The following is a 19,322-nucleotide window of genomic DNA, read 5'->3' as shown; positions in this document are numbered from 1 at the left end:
AATTATTACTTATGTTATATATACGCACGGTATATAGGGAAAGAAAAGAAAGGTAGAAATTCCTGAGGAATTCAATATTACGTATGCCATTTACCTTTTGTTTTTACTCTTTGTTTTATAATAGCCAGATGCAAATAAACCTTCCACGACCTTTCCCGCGATCATCCCACAGAAATATGAGTTATGATCCCAAACATAGTACCAAGAACAATACCGAATAGAATATAACTTTTGAAGGATAATGAATATTTAAACATAGGTTCTTCCTGGATTTAAAATAAATCATGGATGTTCTCTGACTAAATAACATACGAAGAAGTGACTAAAGATGCCCTTCGTCCACATTATATCATAGACCTTAGTTAAATATATTTTTACCAATCTGCAATAAGACTAGATGATGCTTGGTCTCTGCTTCATAACAATTTAAAAAAGTTTTGGGAAAAATATACTTGCCAATTTACAAAATTATTTTTTTAATATAGTATTACTAATTAGTAATACTATATGCGGGGGTGGCCTATGGATTTAGTAAATTGTCTGATGGTAACCGGGTTAACGTCCTATGAAGCAAGGGTTTATATTGCTTTGCTTTCAGAAGGACCCTTAAGTGGCTATGAGGCGGCCAAGTTTTCCGGGATATCCCGTTCAAATGTTTATATTGCCCTGGAAGGACTTATAGAAAAAGGGGCGGCCTACAAGATTGACGCCGAAAGCATTCAATATACCGCTGTGCCCGTCGACGAATATTGTCAGAATAAGAAGCGTGCCTTTGATCAGGTGCTTTCCTATATAAAAGAAAATGCACCTCAAAAGCTGGAACCCCCGGAGGCCTATATCACCATCTCCGGTGATGGCAGAATTATTGATAAGATGAAAACCCTGCTTGAAAATGCTAAAGAACGCCTGTATCTATCCATGGCGGCAAGAGAATGTCAAATAATAAAAAGTGAGCTTGTTTCTGCGGCCAAGCGCGGAATAAAAATTGTCATCATAACTTCACAACCCTTTCATATGGAAGGGGCGGAGATTTATTATGCGGACAAAGAGGCCTATCAAATTCGCTTAATTGCCGACTCATCCTTCATATTAACGGGCAATATGAAAAACGAAAAAAACATGGCCACCTGTTTATTCACTCAAAACAAAACCCTGATTACTCTTTTCAAAGAGGCGCTCAGGAATGAAATAGACCTTATTACAATGAAGAAAGGAAAAAGGACCAGTGTTTATTAATCATAATACCGCCTATGAATTAATTGAACATTATGGCAGCCCATTATATGTATACGATGAAAGTATTTTGCGGAACCGATGCAGGGAATTAAAAAATCTTTTACCGGGTATCAATTGCACCGTTAATTACTCCGCCAAGGCCAATAGCAACCTGGAAATTTTGAAGATTATACTGAATGAAGGGTTAGACGTGGATGCCATGTCTCCTGGGGAAATCTATATTGAACAATTGGCCGGGTTTCCAGTCCATAGAATCTTTTATATTGGCAACAACGTTTCGGCAGAAGAAATGAAATACGCCATAGAGCGGGAGATTTTAGTCAGCGTGGATAGCCTTTCCCAACTGGAACTGTACGGAAAAATCAATGCCGGTGGAGCCGTTGCCGTTCGTTTTAATCCGGGAGTGGGAGCAGGACATCATGAAAAGGTTATTACTGCAGGAAGAAACACAAAATTTGGTGTACAGGCAGATTTTGCAGATCAGGTCAAAGAGATTGTAAAGAAATATCAATTAAAACTAGTGGGGATTAATCAGCATATTGGTTCTCTTATTTTAAATGAAGACAAATATATTCAGGGTGTAAAAGGACTCTTGCAGATTGCTAAGCAATTTCCCAATCTGCAATTTATTGATCTTGGCGGTGGTTTGGGCGTACCCTATGGAGAAGGAGAGGCCCGGCTGGATCTTTCAATGCTGGCCATAAAGCTTTCTGCCCTTTTAAAGGAGTTTCTTCAGAATTATGATAACAAAGAAGTGGTTTTCAAGATTGAACCGGGCCGATACCTGGTTGCTGAATGTGGAATTTTATTGGGCCAAGTCTATTCAATCAAAGAAAATTATGAGAAGACCTACATAGGAACCGATCTCGGCATGAATGTTTTGGTTCGCCCGGTCCTGTATGATTCCTATCATCAAATAGAAGTCATCGGTAAAAAGGAAAGAAGCGGTCCGTTAAAACCAGTCACTGTGGTGGGAAATATTTGTGAAAGCGGAGACTTTATTGCAAAGGACAGACTTTTACCGGAAATACGTGAAGGTGATTTGTTGGCGGTTCTGAATGCCGGAGCCTACGGCTATGTTATGTCATCCAATTATAATTGCCGGCTGCGGCCCGGTGAAGTATTGATGAACGCAGATGGCAGCCACCGTATGATCCGAAGGCGGGATTGTTTTGAGGACCTTGTAAGGCATTATGTATAAGGAAGTAAACGATAAATTATATTAATTTCAGATTTCAAACACAATATCGTACAGCTTTTGCCAAAGTGACAAGTTATTTTACCGACTGATAAAATAATTTGCCACTTTTTTTTATCATTTTTACTAAAAGAAATACTTTGTTTTAGAAAAAAATGGACAAAATAAAATTTAAATTATTTAGAATCTTTGCTATTTACGGACTCATCTAATTTTATAATGTCGATTTTCATTTTATGGCATGGATTTTGCTTTAACATTATATTGTATTCCTCATCGTCTAACATTAAATCTTAAGGGAGGTATCAAAATGATTGTAGGAGTACCAAAGGAAATTAAAAACAACGAGAACCGTGTTGCTATTACTCCTGCCGGAGTAGAGGCTATGCTTAACCATGGCCACCGGGTAATTATTGAAAATAAGGCTGGTGTAGGCAGTGGCATCAGCAATGATGATTATCTGGCTGCCGGGGCAGAAATTGTTGAAACCGCCAAAGAGGTTTTCGACCGGGCCGATATGATCATGAAGGTAAAAGAACCGCTGGCAGCGGAATACGACTTATTTAAAGAGGAGCAGATGCTGTTTACCTATTTGCACCTGGCTCCGGAACCAGAACTGACTGCAGCCTTGTTAAAGAAAAAGGTTGCCGGTATTGCTTATGAAACCATTCAATTGGACAACGGTTCTTTACCCCTGTTAACCCCCATGTCCGAAGTAGCTGGACGCATGTCCATTCAAATTGGCGCCCGGTACCTGGAAAAAACTTATGGCGGTTCCGGTGTACTACTGGCTGGGGTGCCCGGGGTGCCTGCCGCAGAAGTGGTTATTGTGGGAGGTGGAATTGTAGGAACCAATGCGGCTAAAATGGCTATGGGCCTGGGGGCGAACGTAACCATTTTGGATTTAAACGTGGATCGTTTACGCTACCTGGATGACTTGTTTGGCGGTCGTATTCATACCGTTGCCTCCAACAGCTATAACATTGCCCAGGCAGTTAAAAAGGCCGACCTGCTGGTAGGCGCGGTACTGATTCCCGGGGCCAAGGCTCCCAAGCTGGTAAAAGAAGAAATGGTTAAAGGGATGAAACCCGGATCCGTTATTGTGGATGTGGCCATTGACCAGGGTGGATCCATTGAGACCATTGACCGGGTAACCACTCATAGTGAGCCCACCTATGAAAAATACGGCGTCATTCACTATTCGGTGGCAAACATGCCTGGAGCAGTGGCCCGGACTTCTACCTTTGCTTTAACCAATGTTACTTTGCCCTATGCGCTTCAGCTTGCCGATAAAGGTTGGGTAAAGGCAGTGCAGGAAAACCGTGCCCTGGCCAAGGGTGTCAACGTAGCCGCCGGGCAGTGCACCTATGAAGCCGTAGCCAAGGCCCTCAACCTGGCATACACTCCGCTGGAACAGGTACTTGCTTAATCACCAAAGGGTACTGAAATCTAGCAACCTTCTTTTAAAAAGGATGACTTTTTCAACAAACTGAACCAAAATACAAAGAATACTGGAGGTTGGAATAGTATGAAAACCCCCGAAAATGAAGGCCTGCATCGTGGTCTAAAAGAAAGACATATTCAACTGATAGCCATTGGCGGTGCCATCGGTGTAGGTCTTTTCCTGGGTTCCTCAACAGCCATTAAAACCGCCGGACCGTCTCTCATGCTTTCTTATCTGATCGCAGGTTTAGCAATTTTTATTGTATTACGCGCTCTGGGAGAGATGGCTGTAACCTACCCGCTATCCGGTTCCTTTGGTGCCTATGCGAATATGTTTATCGGTCCGGTATACGGCTATCTGACCAGTTGGACCTACTGGTTTATGTGGGTGGTTACTTGCATGGCGGAGATTACCGCTGCCGGAATTTACATGACCTTCTGGTTCCCGGATACCCCGCAATGGGCCTGGGCTCTGGCCGCCCTGGTTATTATGACGGTAGTCAATTTAATTAGCGTAAAACACTATGGTGAGTTTGAATTCTGGTTTGCTCTGATTAAAGTCGTGACCATTATCGCCATGATTCTTATCGGTGGAGCCATGATTTTCTTTGGTATCGGCAACAACGGCGTGCCCATTGGCATATCCAATTTGACAGCTCACGGCGGCTTTTTTGCCAAGGGCTTTACCGGACCGGCACTGGCCTTGGTCATGGTGGCCTTTGCTTACCTGGGCATGGAATTGATTGGTGTAACTGCCGGTGAAGCAGAGAACCCCCAAAAAACCCTTCCCTCGGCCATCAATAAAGTCTTATGGCGTATTTTAATTTTCTATGTGGGTGCCTTATTCATCATTTTATGCTTATTCCCCTGGAACGAAATTGATCCCTCCAAAGGAAGTCCCTTTGTTCTTACCTTCAGCAAGGTCGGGATTCCGGCCGCCGCCGGCATTATCAACTTCGTAGTGCTTACGGCCGCCCTGTCTTCTTGCAACAGCGGTATCTTTAGTACCGGTCGTATGTTGTACACCCTGGCCCTGCAAAAGAAGGCCCCCGCTTTCTTTGGCAAGCTCAGCGGAAGCGGCGTACCTGTGAACGGTATTTTCATATCCGCAGCTTTTCTTTGCATCGGCGTGGTTTTAAACTATTTGGTTCCGGCGAAAGTTTTTGAATATGTTACCAGCGTAACTACCATCGGCGCGGTTTGGGTATGGGGAATCATATTGGTTGCGCAAATCAATTACCGCAAATCCTTATCCCCGGAACAAGTATCCCAGCTTAAGTTTCCCACGCCCCTGTGGCCGCTGACTTCTTACCTGACCCTGGCCTTCTTAGCCCTGGTGGTTATAATGATGGCCTTTAGTGAAGGCACCAGAATCGCTCTGTATGTGGGCCCGGTCTGGTTTGGACTGCTGCTTTTGAGTTACTATTCCTTTGGTTTTAATAAAGATGATGCGGTTAGAAAACAGAAAGCCTGATATGACTTGAAACACTAGTAAGAAGCAAGGGACGCGTGCCCTTGCTTCTTCTTTTATGGATTTATTTCATCCAACTCTTCTAACGACAAATTTATTTCCACAGCCTGAAGGGATTGATTGTGTGCCTATAGAATAAATTGGCAGGATCCTTGGGAGGGGAGTTATGGACGATGGAAGAATTATTAAATAATATTCTTTTGCAGTTAAAAACCCTTAACCAAAAAATTGATCATCTAGAAGAGGGACAAGCGCTTCTTGGTTTTAGATTTGATAAGTTAGAGCAAAGGCAAGCAGTACTCGAATCTAAGTTTGATAAGTTAGAGCAAAGACAAGCGGTACTCGAATCTAAGTTTGATAAGTTAGAGCAAAGGCAAGCGGTACTCGAATCTAAATTTGATAAGTTAGAGCAAAGACAAGCGGTACTCGAATCTAAGTTTGATAAGTTAGAGCAAAGGCAAGCAGTACTCGAATCTAAGTTTGATAAATTAGAGCAAAGGCAAGCGGTACTCGAGTCTAAATTTGATAAGCTAGAACAAAGACAAGCAGTGCTTGAGTCTAAATTTGACAATCTGGAGTTTAAGGTGGATGAGTTGGACAAACGTGTTGATAGACTGACAATCCACATGGAAAATCAGGTTGTTGATAAAGTCCGGGCTCTGTTTGACGGCTGGACCGAGCATGAAGAAAAGTTTGTAGATACGGTGGAAAAGGTAGACCAAATCCATCTAAAATTTGACCGTCTAGAATTAGAAACGGATAAACTGGGAATCAGCCTGGAAAAAGGAATGGCTGTACAGGCCGGACATTCGGAACTTTTGGACCTTCTGGCGGTACGGTCCATCCGGCAGGAAGCGGATATTCAGCTTCTCAGAAAGGCGAGATAAAAGAGAGTTTGGCAAAACTACTTTTAAATAGCGGGCCAAAAATAGGCAGGTAACGCTACGGATAACCGGCTAGTAGGAATAGAACACGGATTCAACGGATAATACGGATTTACGTGGATTTAAAATATAAATGATTAATCCGTGTAAATCCGTGGAATCCGTAAAATCCGTGTTCTATTATTTTTTAGAAGCTTCTATTAGGTCAGGGTTTCTTTCATCCATTGGATGAGGCTTTGGCCATGTTGGCTGCGGATGTTTTCCACTTCGTCAATATTCCGGATCTGTCCCTTTTGGATGGCCACCACCATATCCAGAATCGGTTCTACTTCCGCCACCTCGTGGGTGCTCATGATGACGGTCTGGCTTTCCAGATCCAGAAAAGAAATCAGAGACCGAATAATGGAATCCCTTACCAGGGGGTCCAACCCCGACAGGGGTTCATCCATTAAGACCAGCGGAACTTGACGGGAGAGGGCGAGGATGATTTTTAACCTGCCCCGGTTTCCCTTGGATAAACTTCGTACCTTTTGATCCGGTTCCAACTGCATAAAAGTCAGCATTTCCATGGCTTTGGCCTGGTCGAAATCTTTAAACAGGCCGGCGTTGAACCGAATGGTTTCCAGCACGGTAAAAAAGGGATAGAGCACATCCAGCTCCGACAGATAAGCCACCTCTCCGGCAATGCGGCGATGAGCTGCTTTTCCGTTCACCTCTACCAAACCGCTGCTGGGACGCGCTAAGCCCGATATTAATTTTAAAAGGGTGGATTTTCCGCTGCCGTTGGGGCCAACCAGACCGATAACCTTTCCCTGGGGCAGCGTGAAACTGATGTTGTTTAAGGCCGTCCGGCCCGGATATTTTTTGGTTACGTTGGAAAACGCCACAATGGAATTCATTCTTTTCTTCCTTTCCAATTTCTCAGTTTGGGAATAATGTCTCTCGCAAGCCGTCCAATATCTCTTCGGCTGAAAATCCCATTTCCTTCATATCCTTAATAAAATCCTCCATCTGCTCCCGCTTTAGGTCTTCCCGCAACTGCAGGAGCCGTTTTTCATTTTCAGTAATAAAGGTACCCAGCCCCCGCCGGGTTTCGGCAATGCCCAACTGCTCCAATTCGTTATAGACCCGCTGTACGGTATTGGGATTAACTCCGCACTGCAGGGCCATTTCCCGGACCGAGAGCATCTTGTCCCCGGCCTTCAGTTCTCCCCGGATCACCTGGCGGGAGATGCGCTGCACAATTTGCAAATAGATGGGTTGGGTGTTGTTATAGCTTTGATTCATCACTACACCTCAACTTTGTTGTCAATCAGCCAGGTGGACAAAAAGTATAAAGCCAGCGTAAGAATAATATAAAACAAAATTTCGCCGCCATAAACCGGACCGAGGTGAATGGAATCGCTAATCTGGGGCACATACTTCAGGGTGGTTAAAGGGATGTTTAAAGCGCCCCAGTGGGTTAATTGATCATAAACCCAGGTACTGCGCAATTGGTCCATGCCCCAGGTACCGGCCCATAAGGTTCCAATACCGGCCAGCCAGCGAAACCGGCCTAAAATATTACGGACTGCAGCACTGACCACCACGATTAAAGTCACCCAGGCGGAAAAATAAATGCCCAGGGCCAGAGCCAGCAGTGCCATGTAGGCCCCCAGTTCCGTAACCAAAGCGGCGGTTGGAAGAGAGTCTATTCCCAGGGATTGAGGCAGGAAACTATTCATCCCGGCCAGTAAAATAATTCCGCCCAGCAGTAAAAGGATGACCAGCATTTGAAGCAAACCGGTGAAAAATTTTGCGCCAAGCAGCATCCAGGTTGGCTGCGGGCAGTGCAGCCAGAGATGCGGTGCGTACTTAAATTCGTAATTCAGGTTTTTAAACATGTAAAGAGAAAGGTAAAAAAGGGAGAAGAAAAAAAATACCGGGATTACCAGCACCACCATATGGCTCTGATTGGGGGCGCGGTAGATAAGCCATAAACCTGCTAGGAAAAGGAAAGCAAACTGAATCAAGGCCGAGTTGCGAATCATCCGGTGTTCCTTTTTCACCAGATTCCACCATGCATTCATAGGGGACCTCCTTCGTGTGTAATAATGTACTAGTGTTATAGATAAATAGTACACTAGAATAATCTGTCTGTCAATCTCTAAAAGGACCCATTGTCAGGTGGATGAAGCGGGTGTATATTTACTTGAAGAACGATGTAAGCTTAAAGCAGCCCAAGTAAACGGAGATGAAACGATGATTAAATTGCTGAAATTCTTAAAGCCCTTCCGAATTCCGGTGGTGTTTGTTTTAACCCTAATCTTTTTACAGTCCCTTGCCGATCTGTATCTGCCGACTCTGCTGGCGGATATTGTGGATATCGGGATTGTTCAAGGGGATACGGCCTATATTTTAAAAATTGGTGGCTTTATGCTGCTGGTGGCTGCCGGAGGGGTCACTTGTTCCATTACTGCAAGCTTTTTATCCTCCAAAGTGGCAGCGGGTTTCGGCAGGAATCTTCGGGCAAGAATCTTCTCCCATGTGGAAAATTTTTCCCTGCAGGAGTTTGATCAATTTGGCACGGCGTCTCTCATTACCCGGACCACCAACGACATTACACAAGTTCAGCAGGTATTGACGGTTATGCTGCGGATGATGATCAGCGCGCCGTTGATGTGTGTGGGCGGCATTATTATGGCTGTTTCCAAAGATGCCAAGCTGTCACTAATCTTTGTAGGAGCCTTGCCAATCCTGGCCGGTCTCATTTATGCCGTGATCAGCAGAGGTATACCGCTTTTTAAAATTCTGCAAATTAAATTAGATCGCTTAAATCTGGTTCTGCGGGAAAACCTGGTGGGGATTCGCGTCATCCGGTCCTTTCACCGGATTGATCATGAGCAGAAGCGTTTTAATCAAGCGAACCTGGATTTAACCGATACCGCCATCAAAGTCAATAAGATTATGGCGGCTCTCATGCCGGTGATGATGCTGGTTCTTAACTTTTCAACCATCGCCATCCTTTGGTTCGGCAGCATCCGTATTGACAACGGAGACATGCAAGTGGGAGCCTTAATGGCATTTTTTCAATATGCCATGCAAATCATGTTTTCGCTCATCATGGTTTCCATTATGTTTGTCATGATTCCCAGGGCCTCGGCTTCCGCTATCCGGATTAACGAGGTGTTGGACATGGAACCCGTTATCCGAGATGAGGCAGCGGTGCAGCCGGCTCAAGGGAAACAAGGCTACGTGGAATTTCAAAATGTAACCTTCAGTTATCCCGGGGCGGAAAAACCGGCTGTCTCCAACATTTCCTTCAGCGCCAAGCCCGGGGAAATTACCGCCATTATCGGCGGCACCGGATCGGGCAAATCCACGCTGATCAGCCTGATTCCAAGGTTCTATGATGTTGACAGCGGCAGTATCCTGATAGACGGCGTGGATGTGCGTCAAATGTCACAGGAAAGCCTGCGGGCAAAAATTGGTTTTGTGCCCCAGAAAGCGGTGCTGTTTACCGGCACCATTGCAGAAAATATCCGCTACGGTAAAGAAACGGCTTCGGATGAAGAGATACAACAAGCCGCGACCGTTGCTCAGGCCACGGAATTTATTTCCTCCATGAAAGAAGGTTTCCAATCCTTGATTGCCCAGGGAGGCACCAACGTTTCCGGCGGGCAGAAGCAGCGCCTCTCCATTGCCCGGGCCCTGGTAAGAAGACCGGAGATTTATGTTTTTGACGATAGCTTTTCAGCCCTGGACTTTAAAACCGATGCCAAGCTGCGGGCAGCCCTAAAACAGGAAATAACGGCTTCCACCGTGCTCATGGTGGCCCAGAGAGTCAGCACGGTCATGGATGCGGACCGCATCATCGTGTTGGATGAGGGGAAAATCATGGGCATCGGCAGTCACCGGGAACTGATGGATACCTGTGGGGTATACCGGGAAATTGTGTCTTCACAGTTGTCAGAGGAGGAAATTGCGTGAGTAAGGAAGGCAGAGAACAGAGACCTGGCAGAAAACGGCATTTTGGTCCCGGCATGGGACCTCAAATGGGCCTGCCGGTACAAAAAGCAAAGGATTTTAAAGGCACCCTGAAAAGGCTGCTGGCCTATTTAAAGCCCCGTAAATTTCAACTGCTGGCCGTGTTTTTCACCGCTATTCTCAGCACCCTTTTCAGCATTGTCAGCCCCAAATTTATGGGCAAAGCAACCACCAAACTATTTGAGGGCAGCCTGTTGAAAATGCAAGGGGTACCGGGAGCGGCCATCGACTTTAATTATATCCTGCACATTCTTCTCATTTTGGCCGGGCTTTATCTTTTCAGCGCCTTGTTCAGTTACATCCAGCAATATATTATGGCGGGGGTGGCCCAGAAAACCGTTTATGACCTGCGCAATGAGGTAAACGAGAAACTGGCCCGCCTGCCTCTTAAATTTTTTGATGCCCACCCCCATGGGGAAATCCTAAGCCGGGTGGTCAACGATGTGGATAATATCAGCAGCACCCTGCAGCAAAGCCTGACCCAACTGATTACATCGGTGGTCACCCTGGTGGGCGTGGTGGTAATGATGCTGACCATCAGCCCGTTAATGACCCTGGTAGTTCTCCTGACCCTGCCCCTCAGCCTGATTGTTACTAAAGCCATCGCTTCCCGCTCCCAGGTTCACTTTGTGGGCCAGCAAAAGGCCTTGGGGGAGCTGAGCGGACATGTGGAGGAAATGTATACCGGTCATCCCGTGATAAAAGCCTTCGGACACGAGGAAAAATCCATTGCCCGATTTAACGAGATGAATGAAGAACTCTACCACTCCGGTCGGAAAGCCCAGTTTATTTCCGGCATTATCATGCCCTTAATGAGCTTCATCAGCAACATCGGCTATGTCCTGATCAGTGTCATTGGCGGTGTGCTGGTCACCAGAAGGGCTATTGAAATCGGGGATGTGCAGGCTTTTATTCAATACTCCAAGCAGTTCTCCCAGCCCATTACCCAATTGGCCAACATTGCCAATATTATTCAGTCTACCATTGCCTCCGCCGAACGGGTCTTTGAACTTCTGGACGAACAGGAAGAAATGCCGGAAGCGCCGGAAGCAACCATCCTCGCTTCCCCCAGGGGCGAGGTTCATTTCCAGAACGTCAAATTCAGCTATAAGCAAGAGGCTCCGCTGCTGGAAAATTTAAATATGGATGTTCAACCGGGGCAGACCATTGCCATTGTCGGTCCCACCGGCGCAGGCAAAACCACGTTGGTGAATCTGCTGATGCGTTTCTATGAACTGGACGGCGGCAAAATAACCATTGACGGGGTTGATATAACCAAACTAAAGCGCGGCAATTTGCGCAGACTGTTTGGCATGGTGCTCCAGGACACCTGGCTCTTTAACGGTACCATCAGAGACAATATCGCCTATGGACGGGAGGGAGCCACGGAAGAAGAAATTGTACAGGCAGCCCGGGCAGCCCACGCGGACCACTTTATCCGCACCCTGCCCCAGGGCTATGACACCATTTTAAACGAAGAAGCATCCAATATCTCCCAGGGACAAAAACAGCTTTTGACTATTGCCCGGGCCATCCTGGCGGATCCCGCCATCCTGATTCTGGACGAGGCCACCAGCAGCGTGGACACCCGGACCGAGGTTTATGTACAAAGGGCCATGCAGGAATTGATGAAAGGAAGAACCAGCTTTGTCATTGCCCACCGGCTTTCCACCATCCGGGACGCAGATATAATCCTGGTCATGAATAACGGCCAAATTATCGAGAAGGGCAGCCATGAGAATCTCCTGGCCGAAGGGGGCTTCTATGCGGATCTCTACAACAGCCAGTTTACAGGAAAAGCTTTCCGCAAGGGCGCCTGATGAGCAGGGGAAAGCGCAACCTGCCGGAAGTCGAGATATTTTTAAACACACGCTGTTACAGATTACCTTTTTAACCGTCAAAAAAGAGTAAAGTTATATTTTAATGGATAGGGAGAGATTGTTTTACATGAAAAAAGGATGGATCTTTATTTGCCTGGTTGGCCTGCTGGTTACTTTTGGCAGTACGGCCTTCGCTGAAACACCCATCAAGCTGATTGTAAATGGAGAAGAAGTCCAGCAGGATCTTCACCCCCAAATCATTAGCGGCATGATCATGGTGCCCATCGAATCCATAAATGTTGCCTTAAACCTGGAGGTACAGTGGGATCAACAGAACCATACCCTGTCCATTGCCAATCCGGGAGAGTCCCGGGAGCAGGTGGTTGCCAGCCTGCCGGGAGCAGACGTCACCTTGTATGCCAAGAAATATAAAGGGGACTATGAACAGTTCAAAGTGCAAATGAAGGACTGCGTTCGTTCTTTTCCCTATTGGCATAATGAGAGCAACTTTCTCCCCCAAATCTATTTTAGTGATCTCAACGGGGATGGACGCAAAGAGTTAACGGTGATCCTGACCACCGGCCATGGAACCGGGGTATACGACAGTGAGGTTCATGTATTAACGGAGGATCTTAGCGAGGTATATGTGGAGGATGCCATGCCCATTGTTTTAAAGAATGTAAAAACACAAATTTTACCCACCGGAGTGGAAATTTCCATCGGGGATAAACAAACGATGATTGCCCAAGAGAACATTGCCATTGAGCGGGAGAAATGGTATACGGAGGTTGGGTTTACAGGCGTGCGGTATTTTTTTGATACCGAAAATCAGCAGTTAAAGGCTGCTGTTCCTGCCACCCTGTCCATCGGCGGATTCCTTGGGGAGGTACAGATTACCTATACTTTTAAAGATAAAATGTATCAAGCCCAGAAGGTTGAGTTTTTGCTTTCGGAGGAAATCACCGAGGATGATCTTGAAATTTCAAAATCAGCAGCCGGAGGGTGGACAGATGTTAACGCGGAAGAATTAATTGAAGAGATATATAAAAAGAGAGAAAATAACCCCGGGAGGGTAGGGGTAGAATGGTAATGGCAAATGCCCGCTGATTCCATAAAAACTTGTTTACATAATTAGACGCTAGCGAAAAAGAGGCTGTCTCTCCAATAGGCTTAGAACCTATCTTGAGAAGCCTCTTTTTTATAACCATTCTACCCATCAATTAAGTACATGAGCCCGGAAAAACGATGGAAACCAGAGAAAAGCGGTTTAACCTATTGCCTGATTTGATGATGTATGGGGTAAGTTGGTTCCGGGCATTTTATCCATGTAAAATCAAACTTCAATAACAACCGGTGCGGATCATTCCTCTCTTACACATCCGTGCTGGATATACAATGGAGGATTCAGGTGAAAAAGCTTTTACATAGCAGACCAATTAAAATGACCTGTGTAATCTTCTTGTTTACTTTTAGTCTGTTTCAGCCCACAACTCTTTTTGCAGAAACAACCTCCCCCATTGAAAAAGAGGAAAGAGGCGTATTTGCAGAGGATATTTATAATCAATTTAAAGGAATGGATCAGACTTATGAAGGACCGCTGCCCTGGGAGAATGAACAAGTATTTTTAGAGGGCATGCAAAAAAACAACACGCCCATTAAGATGGCGGCTTATAAGGCTGCCCTGCATGATCCTTTGCCGGGAGAAGAATATAATATTGGTCTTGCGGCCAGTAAGTTGGCAGGCACAGTAATAAAAGCGGGTGCGGTATTTTCTCAGAACCAGACTTTGGGTCCCTACACCCAAAGTAAAGGCTACCAGGCGGGGCCCACTTACGCCGGCAGTAAAGTGACAACCACCGTAGGCGGCGGTGTCTGTAAGATTGCTTCTTTATTGTACAATGTAGCTACCCTAAGCGATTTGCAAATCATCATGCGCTACCCCCACTCCATGACCGTACCCTACGTTCCTCCGGGACAAGACGCCACGGTTTTTTGCGGGGTTAAAGATTTGCGGTTTTTAAATGACACCGGTGGATCCGTGATGATCTGGTCCCAGAAGGTTGGCAATACCGTTTATATGGCTTTGTATGGTACGAAAAAACCACCGAAAGTTACCTGGCATCATCGGGTTCTTAAACGACATAACTACTGGTTCACTGAAAAACTAAACCCTAATCTGCCCTCAGGAGAGGAAAAAATAGCACTGCCGGGACAAGAAGGATTGATTGTACGATCCTGGGTAACGGTGGAATACCCCGATAAAACAAAGTTAACCAAAAACCGCGGCATGAGCTGGTATAGCGCAAGTCCGTGCATTATTGAGCACGGACCCCTGAAAAAATAATCTTTATTTTAAAGTAAGCACGGTTTTTAAGCCGGCATCCGAGCATCCTTGGAAATGAATGCCAAGAGTTCTCATGACGGACAGATAAGCAATAATCTCTTGGCTAAATTTTTCCCCGGGACAAATAACGGGAATTCCGGGTGGATAACAAGTGATCACTTCAGCACTGATGCTCCCCATGGCTTCCTCCAATAAAAGGGGCGTCGTTGAGGCTAAAAAAGCCTCCCTGGGCGGGACCATCATTTCCGGGATGAAAGGAAAGGGATTTACATCTTGTATTTCCGTGTACGGACCGGTTACCTCCGGATGTAGCCGAATATGCTGAATCATATCCCTTAAAGCATAAAGCATTTTATTGGCATCACTCAACCAATTACCGCAAGTCACTAAAAGAAGCAGATTAAACACATCAGACATTTCCACTTGAATTTGGTGATGCTTCCTTAACCATTGTTCCGCCCAAAGACCACTGATTCTAAGATTTTTTAAGGAGATATTTATTTTGGTAGGATCCAGCCCAAAAACACCCGGCCCGCCAATCATTTCCTCCCCCAGTACATTATAATCGGGGATTTTTTTTATTTCTTTGCGTAAAAACCCGGATAACTGCAGGGCACTGCCCATCAGTTCCCTGCCGTAGCCGGACATTTGAGCCCGGGTTCCATCCAGGGAAGCCAGCAGTAAATAAGAAGTGCTGGTGCTTTGCAAGAGCTTAAGGGATGCTTCCAGCCTTTGCCTGTCCAGGCGATTTCCTTTTACATGCAGCATGGAAGCCTGAGTAAAGGAGGCCAGCATTTTATGAGTCCCCTGAACCGAAGCATCCGCCCCGGCCTCCAAAGCCGTTATGGGCAAATCCTCATGAAAACAAAAGTGTGGGCCGTGTGCCTCATCAATTAATAGAGGAATGTTATACCTATGTACGACTTGGGCAATGGTTTTAACATCGGAAATAACTCCCTGGTAAGTGGGGTAAACCAGTAAAACGGCTTTGGCGTCCGGATTGCCTGCTAAACAGCGGTCAACAGTCTCTGGAGACGTTCCCAGGGGAATCCCATATTCCCGGCTGTATTCCGGCAGAAAAAAAACCGGTATTGCTCCGCTTAAAATAATACCGCTTAAAATAGAGCGGTGTATATTGCGGGGAACCAGTATTTTATCACCGGGATTGCAAGCCGCCATGATCAGGGCCTGGAGTCCGCAGGAACTTCCGTTGATGAGAAAATAGGTCTGTTCAGCCCCAAATAACTCGGCAGCCAACCGCTCTGCCTCACGGATAATACCGTGGGGCTGATGTAAATCGTCCATACCGGGCACATTGGTGACATCCGTACGATAGGCATTCTCTCCCAATAACGCTAGAGCAGGATTTTTAAGAACCTGGCATCCTTTATGACCAGGCATGTGAAATCGCACCGTTTGATCCTCGATATATCCCTTTAATGCGTCGATGATGGGAGTGGTGAATGTTGTATTCATTTTAAATTCCCCCAGATTTCATTAATATGTTATATGCAATGGGGAATTAAAAAGTGAAGAGACATAAAACTTAGGAAATACTTATAAATACCAGACCAATAGTGATAAACAATGCCCCTAGAAGTTGATATCCCGTTACAATCTCACTGAGAAAAAAGAAGCTGAAAAGCATGGTCACCAGCGGGGAGCAAGCCATAATTAAGGTTACTTCGTTGATGTTGCCCTTTTTCAAGGCAAAAAAATAAGCTAAATCCCCCACCAAGGTGGCCAGAATCGCCTCAATGCCTATAAAAACCCACAACAGCGGGGGGATCTGAAAAATTTGTGAAAAGCCCCGGGAGCCCACCAACCAACCCAGCACCAGTGTGGCGGCAATCATGGTTCTTAAGGAAAGGGCCGTGAGAGGATGTACGTTGTACATTCCCAGCTTGCCAAATAAAGGGGCTAATCCCCAGCAAAACATGCCGAATATTGCATATAAAAGGACCATTTTATACCTCATTTATAAAATATTTCCAATATATTTTATATGTCAAAATTTATTTAAAAAGACTGCCAAAAGCATTGGGGCAAGAATTTTAGGCCTTGTATTATACAAAATAAAAAGGCCCCCGTTCTGAGAAAACGGAGGCTTATATTGCATCTTATGGGGGATCGGTCTTTTCACCAATCCGGGCCATTTTTTCGTAAATTGCCGGCAGATGCTGCAAATCTCGTTGCTCAAGATGATTTTAAATAATGCATTATGATGTTCTGGCGTTTTTGCAACGATTTATGATAAATCGCTTCTCCTTTTAATGACAATTTGTTTTTTCCTTTAATTTAAGAAGCATTTATAATATAATTTTTAAAATATATAAATTTGGTTTGGATGTGGTTCTATGACCATCGTTGAAAGGCTTTTTCAAATAAAAAGTCAGGATCCCAAGCCCTACTGCCCCCGGGCCTTTTTGCAAAAGGTTTATAACCTGGGCTACCGCAACCAGGGCATGATGATCGTTGAACTGAAGGGCAGGGGGACAGGTTCTGTGTGCTATTATGCGGAAATTAAAAAGAGAAAGGTTCTTTTAATTGAAAAAAGTAAAGAAGGGACCACCACAGAAATTGTAGGGTCCCTTGAGAACCTTATGGCGGAACTGACCACCATCAACCTTAATTTTTAACACCCGACGCGATCCTTCCGGCCCGGTTAGTAAAGCAGGGGCTTGAGCATGGGGGCGTATTTGCGGCTGAGGGGCACTTCTTTGGCCGTATGATGTAATTTAATGATGTAGGATTTATCCCCGCTGGGAAGCAGCCTTTTTATTTTATTCACATTGACAATAAAGCTATTATGAGTGCGGGCAAAACCTAGATTTTTTAACCGTGCTTCATATTCATTCAGGGTGCCGGAAATAGAGCATTCCCCGTCCAGGGTGTGGAAGGTCACCTTTTTTAAAATAGGCATTTTTTCAATAAACAGAATTTGCTGAATATCCAGGGCAATGGTAGAGCTTTTCAAATTTAGAATCAGTTTTTGGTGCGTTTGTTTAATAATTTTGCGCAGGCGCTTCAGAGTGATTTCCAGCCGCTCCGGGCTTACCGGCTTCAGCAGATAATCCAGGGAGCCCAGCTCAAAGGCTTTGAGAGCGTGGTGGTGGTGTCCCGTTACAAAAACTTTGTGGATGTTGCTGTCAATTTTCCACCCTACCTCCATGCCGCTGCTCTCCGGCAGGGCAATATCCAAAAACACTACTTCCGGCTGCAGCCGGGCAATCTGCCTGACCGCATCCTCGCCGGTGGCGGCCTCTCCCACCACCCGCACATTTTGTTCAAAAAGGAGTGTTTTTAGATATTTCCTCTGCACAGGGTTATCCTCAACAATGAATGCTCTCACCTGAATCCCCCTTGGATGGATCATGGACAAGGAGGTGTTCCTTGTCCATAATGTTCTAGTGTTATCTAAGCAGTTCTTCGGGTACTTCTGGTTGGTACGAAGTAAACCAACTGGTAGGATAAATGCCAATATAGGAAATTACCAGCGCCAGGGAAACACACAGGTTTAACAAAAATCGTTTCACGGTATACCCTCCTTTCTTTTATTAAATTAAATTGTCAATGGCCTTAAATAGAGCATGGCCCATTTTCGTCAGGGTAAAGGTGTGGAAGAGTACAGCCAGCAGGAAGGCCAGCATAATATCCTGCTCCGGGCTCCAGAGAAAAAAAATGACGCCGTAGCCCACCAGGAGGGAACAGGAGATAAACTTCAAACGCTTTCTGCGGGCTTCACTTTTAATAGGCTTTTCTTGGTTATCCACCGGCGCTAATTTTATAAAGACCAGAAAAGCCAAGAGCAGTATCAGGAAGGCGAAGACATTTAAAGGTAAAGGATAAACGGCCAGCCCCTTGGCTGTAAAAGCAATGATTAAAAAAAACGTTAATGTGCTGAGTAAACATTTGTAATAGGCGTTGTTATGTACCCCGCCGGAAGGCAGCCTCAGAATGGCGGAACTGATTAGTGCAAAGGCAAACAATTTAAAAACGCCAAGGATGGAAGGAACAAGGACAAACACTGCTAATTTTATAAGAGCGCCAATAATCACTTCCAGACCGTAGGCAACCACCGCTACCTTCCGGTGGTCCAGGTTCAGTTCAGTTCCCAGGTATTGAGCAAGATGGACGGACCAGCCGTGAATCATGCCGCAACCCCCTGCTGGGGAAAGGTAACGGTAAAACCTTTGGCACCGTTCACACCGTAATGGATGGTACCCTGGTATCTTTGAATGGTACTTTCTACCAGGGCCAAGCCAAATCCCCGTCCTGTACCTTTAGTGGAAAATCCTATTTTGAAAATTTCCGCCAGAATGTGGGGTTCAATGGGCGGCCCGGAATCTTCAATGGTAAAGACGTAATCATCCGCCACCTCGGTCACTTTAAGGTGAATTAATTTTCTACTGCTGTTGTCCTTGGCGTTTACGATGCAGTCCATGGCATTGTCCAGCAGATTGCCAAAGATGGTGGTGGTGTCGGTGGGTGTTAGCTTCAATTGTTTTAAATCGCTTTGGATGGTCAGTTTTAATTCAATACCCTTGATTAGGGCGGACTGCCGCTTATTTTGCAGCAGTACCCTCAAAGATGGATTGGAGACCGACAGTACCTGACTGTTGAAGCGGCACTCGGCGCCCATATCCTTGAGGTAAGTCATGGCTTCCTTATGGTCGCCGCTTAAAATTAAGCCCATAATGGTCTGCAGGTGGTTGAGGTATTCGTGCCGTTCGGAGCGCATAATTTTCACGGCTTCTTCCATATAATTTAAACTATGTTTCTGCGTGTCAAGTTTCATACCTAAATATTTAACGGTAGATAACCATTTAATAACAAAAACAGCAAAAATGAAATTACAAAAAGCCATTAACAAAATAAAATAAATAACAAAGTTATATGG

The 19,322-nt window shown here is 45.4% G+C and carries 19 protein-coding genes; 10 read left to right on the top strand and 9 right to left on the bottom strand.

Annotated elements, in window-relative coordinates:
* Positions 1-522 precede the first annotated feature (522 nt).
* From DESRU_RS14610 to DESRU_RS14590, 5 genes are all read left to right on the top strand, one after another.
* Complete coding sequence (locus DESRU_RS14610; RefSeq protein ID WP_013842852.1) at positions 523-1,236, top strand: TrmB family transcriptional regulator; 714 nt, start codon at positions 523-525, stop codon at positions 1,234-1,236.
* Entirely contained in the window at positions 1,226-2,437 is a 1,212-nt protein-coding gene (lysA, locus tag DESRU_RS14605; protein WP_013842851.1) for a diaminopimelate decarboxylase, read from the top strand. The genes DESRU_RS14610 and lysA overlap by 11 nt, the downstream gene beginning before the upstream one ends.
* 307 nt (positions 2,438-2,744) lie before the next feature.
* The gene (gene ald / locus DESRU_RS14600; RefSeq protein ID WP_013842850.1) at positions 2,745-3,863 is read left to right on the top strand and encodes an alanine dehydrogenase; all 1,119 of its coding nucleotides are present in this window, start codon (positions 2,745-2,747) and stop codon (positions 3,861-3,863) included.
* Positions 3,864-3,962: 99 nt separating this feature from the next.
* Positions 3,963-5,351 (top strand): amino acid permease, encoded by a 1,389-nt coding sequence (locus DESRU_RS14595; protein WP_013842849.1) that lies wholly within the window; start codon positions 3,963-3,965, stop codon positions 5,349-5,351.
* 170 nt (positions 5,352-5,521) lie between these two features.
* Positions 5,522-6,235, top strand: a complete 714-nt coding sequence (locus DESRU_RS14590; RefSeq protein WP_013842848.1) for a hypothetical protein — start codon at positions 5,522-5,524, stop codon at positions 6,233-6,235.
* A gap of 197 nt (positions 6,236-6,432) precedes the next feature.
* Here DESRU_RS14590 and DESRU_RS14585 read toward each other — a convergent pair whose 3' ends face one another.
* From DESRU_RS14585 to DESRU_RS14575, 3 genes are read right to left on the bottom strand one after another with little or no spacing between them, the layout of a single operon-like run.
* Positions 6,433-7,131 (bottom strand): ABC transporter ATP-binding protein, encoded by a 699-nt coding sequence (locus DESRU_RS14585; RefSeq protein WP_013842847.1) that lies wholly within the window; start codon positions 7,129-7,131, stop codon positions 6,433-6,435.
* A gap of 22 nt (positions 7,132-7,153) precedes the next feature.
* On the bottom strand, positions 7,154-7,519 hold the full coding sequence (locus DESRU_RS14580) for a GntR family transcriptional regulator (RefSeq protein WP_013842846.1): 366 nt from the start codon (positions 7,517-7,519) through the stop codon (positions 7,154-7,156).
* 2 nt (positions 7,520-7,521) lie between these two features.
* Positions 7,522-8,301: a hypothetical protein gene (locus DESRU_RS14575; RefSeq protein WP_013842845.1), complete on the bottom strand. Its 780-nt coding sequence runs from the start codon at positions 8,299-8,301 to the stop codon at positions 7,522-7,524.
* A gap of 172 nt (positions 8,302-8,473) precedes the next feature.
* On the opposite strand from DESRU_RS14575, the gene DESRU_RS14570 reads away from it, so the two are divergent.
* From DESRU_RS14570 to DESRU_RS14550, 4 genes are all read left to right on the top strand, one after another.
* On the top strand, positions 8,474-10,201 hold the full coding sequence (locus DESRU_RS14570) for an ABC transporter ATP-binding protein (protein WP_041275444.1): 1,728 nt from the start codon (positions 8,474-8,476) through the stop codon (positions 10,199-10,201).
* The gene (locus tag DESRU_RS14565) at positions 10,198-12,078 is read left to right on the top strand and encodes an ABC transporter ATP-binding protein (protein ID WP_013842843.1); all 1,881 of its coding nucleotides are present in this window, start codon (positions 10,198-10,200) and stop codon (positions 12,076-12,078) included. The genes DESRU_RS14570 and DESRU_RS14565 overlap by 4 nt, the downstream gene beginning before the upstream one ends.
* Positions 12,079-12,205: 127 nt before the next feature.
* Entirely contained in the window at positions 12,206-13,168 is a 963-nt protein-coding gene (locus DESRU_RS19965; protein ID WP_013842842.1) for a stalk domain-containing protein, read from the top strand.
* A 318-nt stretch (positions 13,169-13,486) separates the two neighbouring features.
* Complete coding sequence (locus tag DESRU_RS14550; RefSeq protein ID WP_013842841.1) at positions 13,487-14,422, top strand: VanW family protein; 936 nt, start codon at positions 13,487-13,489, stop codon at positions 14,420-14,422.
* 3 nt (positions 14,423-14,425) lie between these two features.
* Here the strand turns inward: DESRU_RS14550 and DESRU_RS14545 are convergent, their stop codons facing one another.
* Both DESRU_RS14545 and DESRU_RS14540 read right to left on the bottom strand, forming a co-directional pair.
* On the bottom strand, positions 14,426-15,898 hold the full coding sequence (locus tag DESRU_RS14545) for an aminotransferase class I/II-fold pyridoxal phosphate-dependent enzyme (protein ID WP_013842840.1): 1,473 nt from the start codon (positions 15,896-15,898) through the stop codon (positions 14,426-14,428).
* A gap of 70 nt (positions 15,899-15,968) precedes the next feature.
* The gene (locus DESRU_RS14540; protein WP_013842839.1) at positions 15,969-16,388 is read right to left on the bottom strand and encodes an EamA family transporter; all 420 of its coding nucleotides are present in this window, start codon (positions 16,386-16,388) and stop codon (positions 15,969-15,971) included.
* Positions 16,389-16,779: 391 nt separating this feature from the next.
* Here DESRU_RS14540 and DESRU_RS14535 point away from each other — a divergent pair, with 391 nt between their 5' ends.
* Positions 16,780-17,061 (top strand): hypothetical protein, encoded by a 282-nt coding sequence (locus tag DESRU_RS14535; protein WP_013842838.1) that lies wholly within the window; start codon positions 16,780-16,782, stop codon positions 17,059-17,061.
* Positions 17,062-17,087: 26 nt separating this feature from the next.
* Here the strand turns inward: DESRU_RS14535 and DESRU_RS14530 are convergent, their stop codons facing one another.
* The 4 genes from DESRU_RS14530 to DESRU_RS14520 form a co-directional block, all read right to left on the bottom strand.
* On the bottom strand, positions 17,088-17,774 hold the full coding sequence (locus tag DESRU_RS14530; RefSeq protein WP_143758795.1) for a LytR/AlgR family response regulator transcription factor: 687 nt from the start codon (positions 17,772-17,774) through the stop codon (positions 17,088-17,090).
* A 61-nt stretch (positions 17,775-17,835) separates the two neighbouring features.
* Entirely contained in the window at positions 17,836-17,958 is a 123-nt protein-coding gene (locus tag DESRU_RS20360; RefSeq protein ID WP_013842836.1) for a cyclic lactone autoinducer peptide, read from the bottom strand.
* Positions 17,959-17,979: 21 nt separating this feature from the next.
* Positions 17,980-18,576 (bottom strand): accessory gene regulator ArgB-like protein, encoded by a 597-nt coding sequence (locus tag DESRU_RS14525; protein WP_013842835.1) that lies wholly within the window; start codon positions 18,574-18,576, stop codon positions 17,980-17,982.
* Positions 18,573-19,220, bottom strand: a complete 648-nt coding sequence (locus DESRU_RS14520) for a sensor histidine kinase (protein ID WP_187290580.1) — start codon at positions 19,218-19,220, stop codon at positions 18,573-18,575. Before DESRU_RS14520 ends, DESRU_RS14525 begins: the two co-directional genes overlap by 4 nt.
* Positions 19,221-19,322: the final 102 nt, after the last annotated feature.

The sequence above is a fragment of the Desulforamulus ruminis DSM 2154 genome, assembly GCF_000215085.1.
Taxonomy (GTDB): Bacteria; Bacillota; Desulfotomaculia; order Desulfotomaculales; family Desulfotomaculaceae; genus Desulfotomaculum; species Desulfotomaculum ruminis.
Note: the sequence above shows the minus strand (reverse complement) of the source record. Positions and strands in the feature narration are given on the sequence as shown.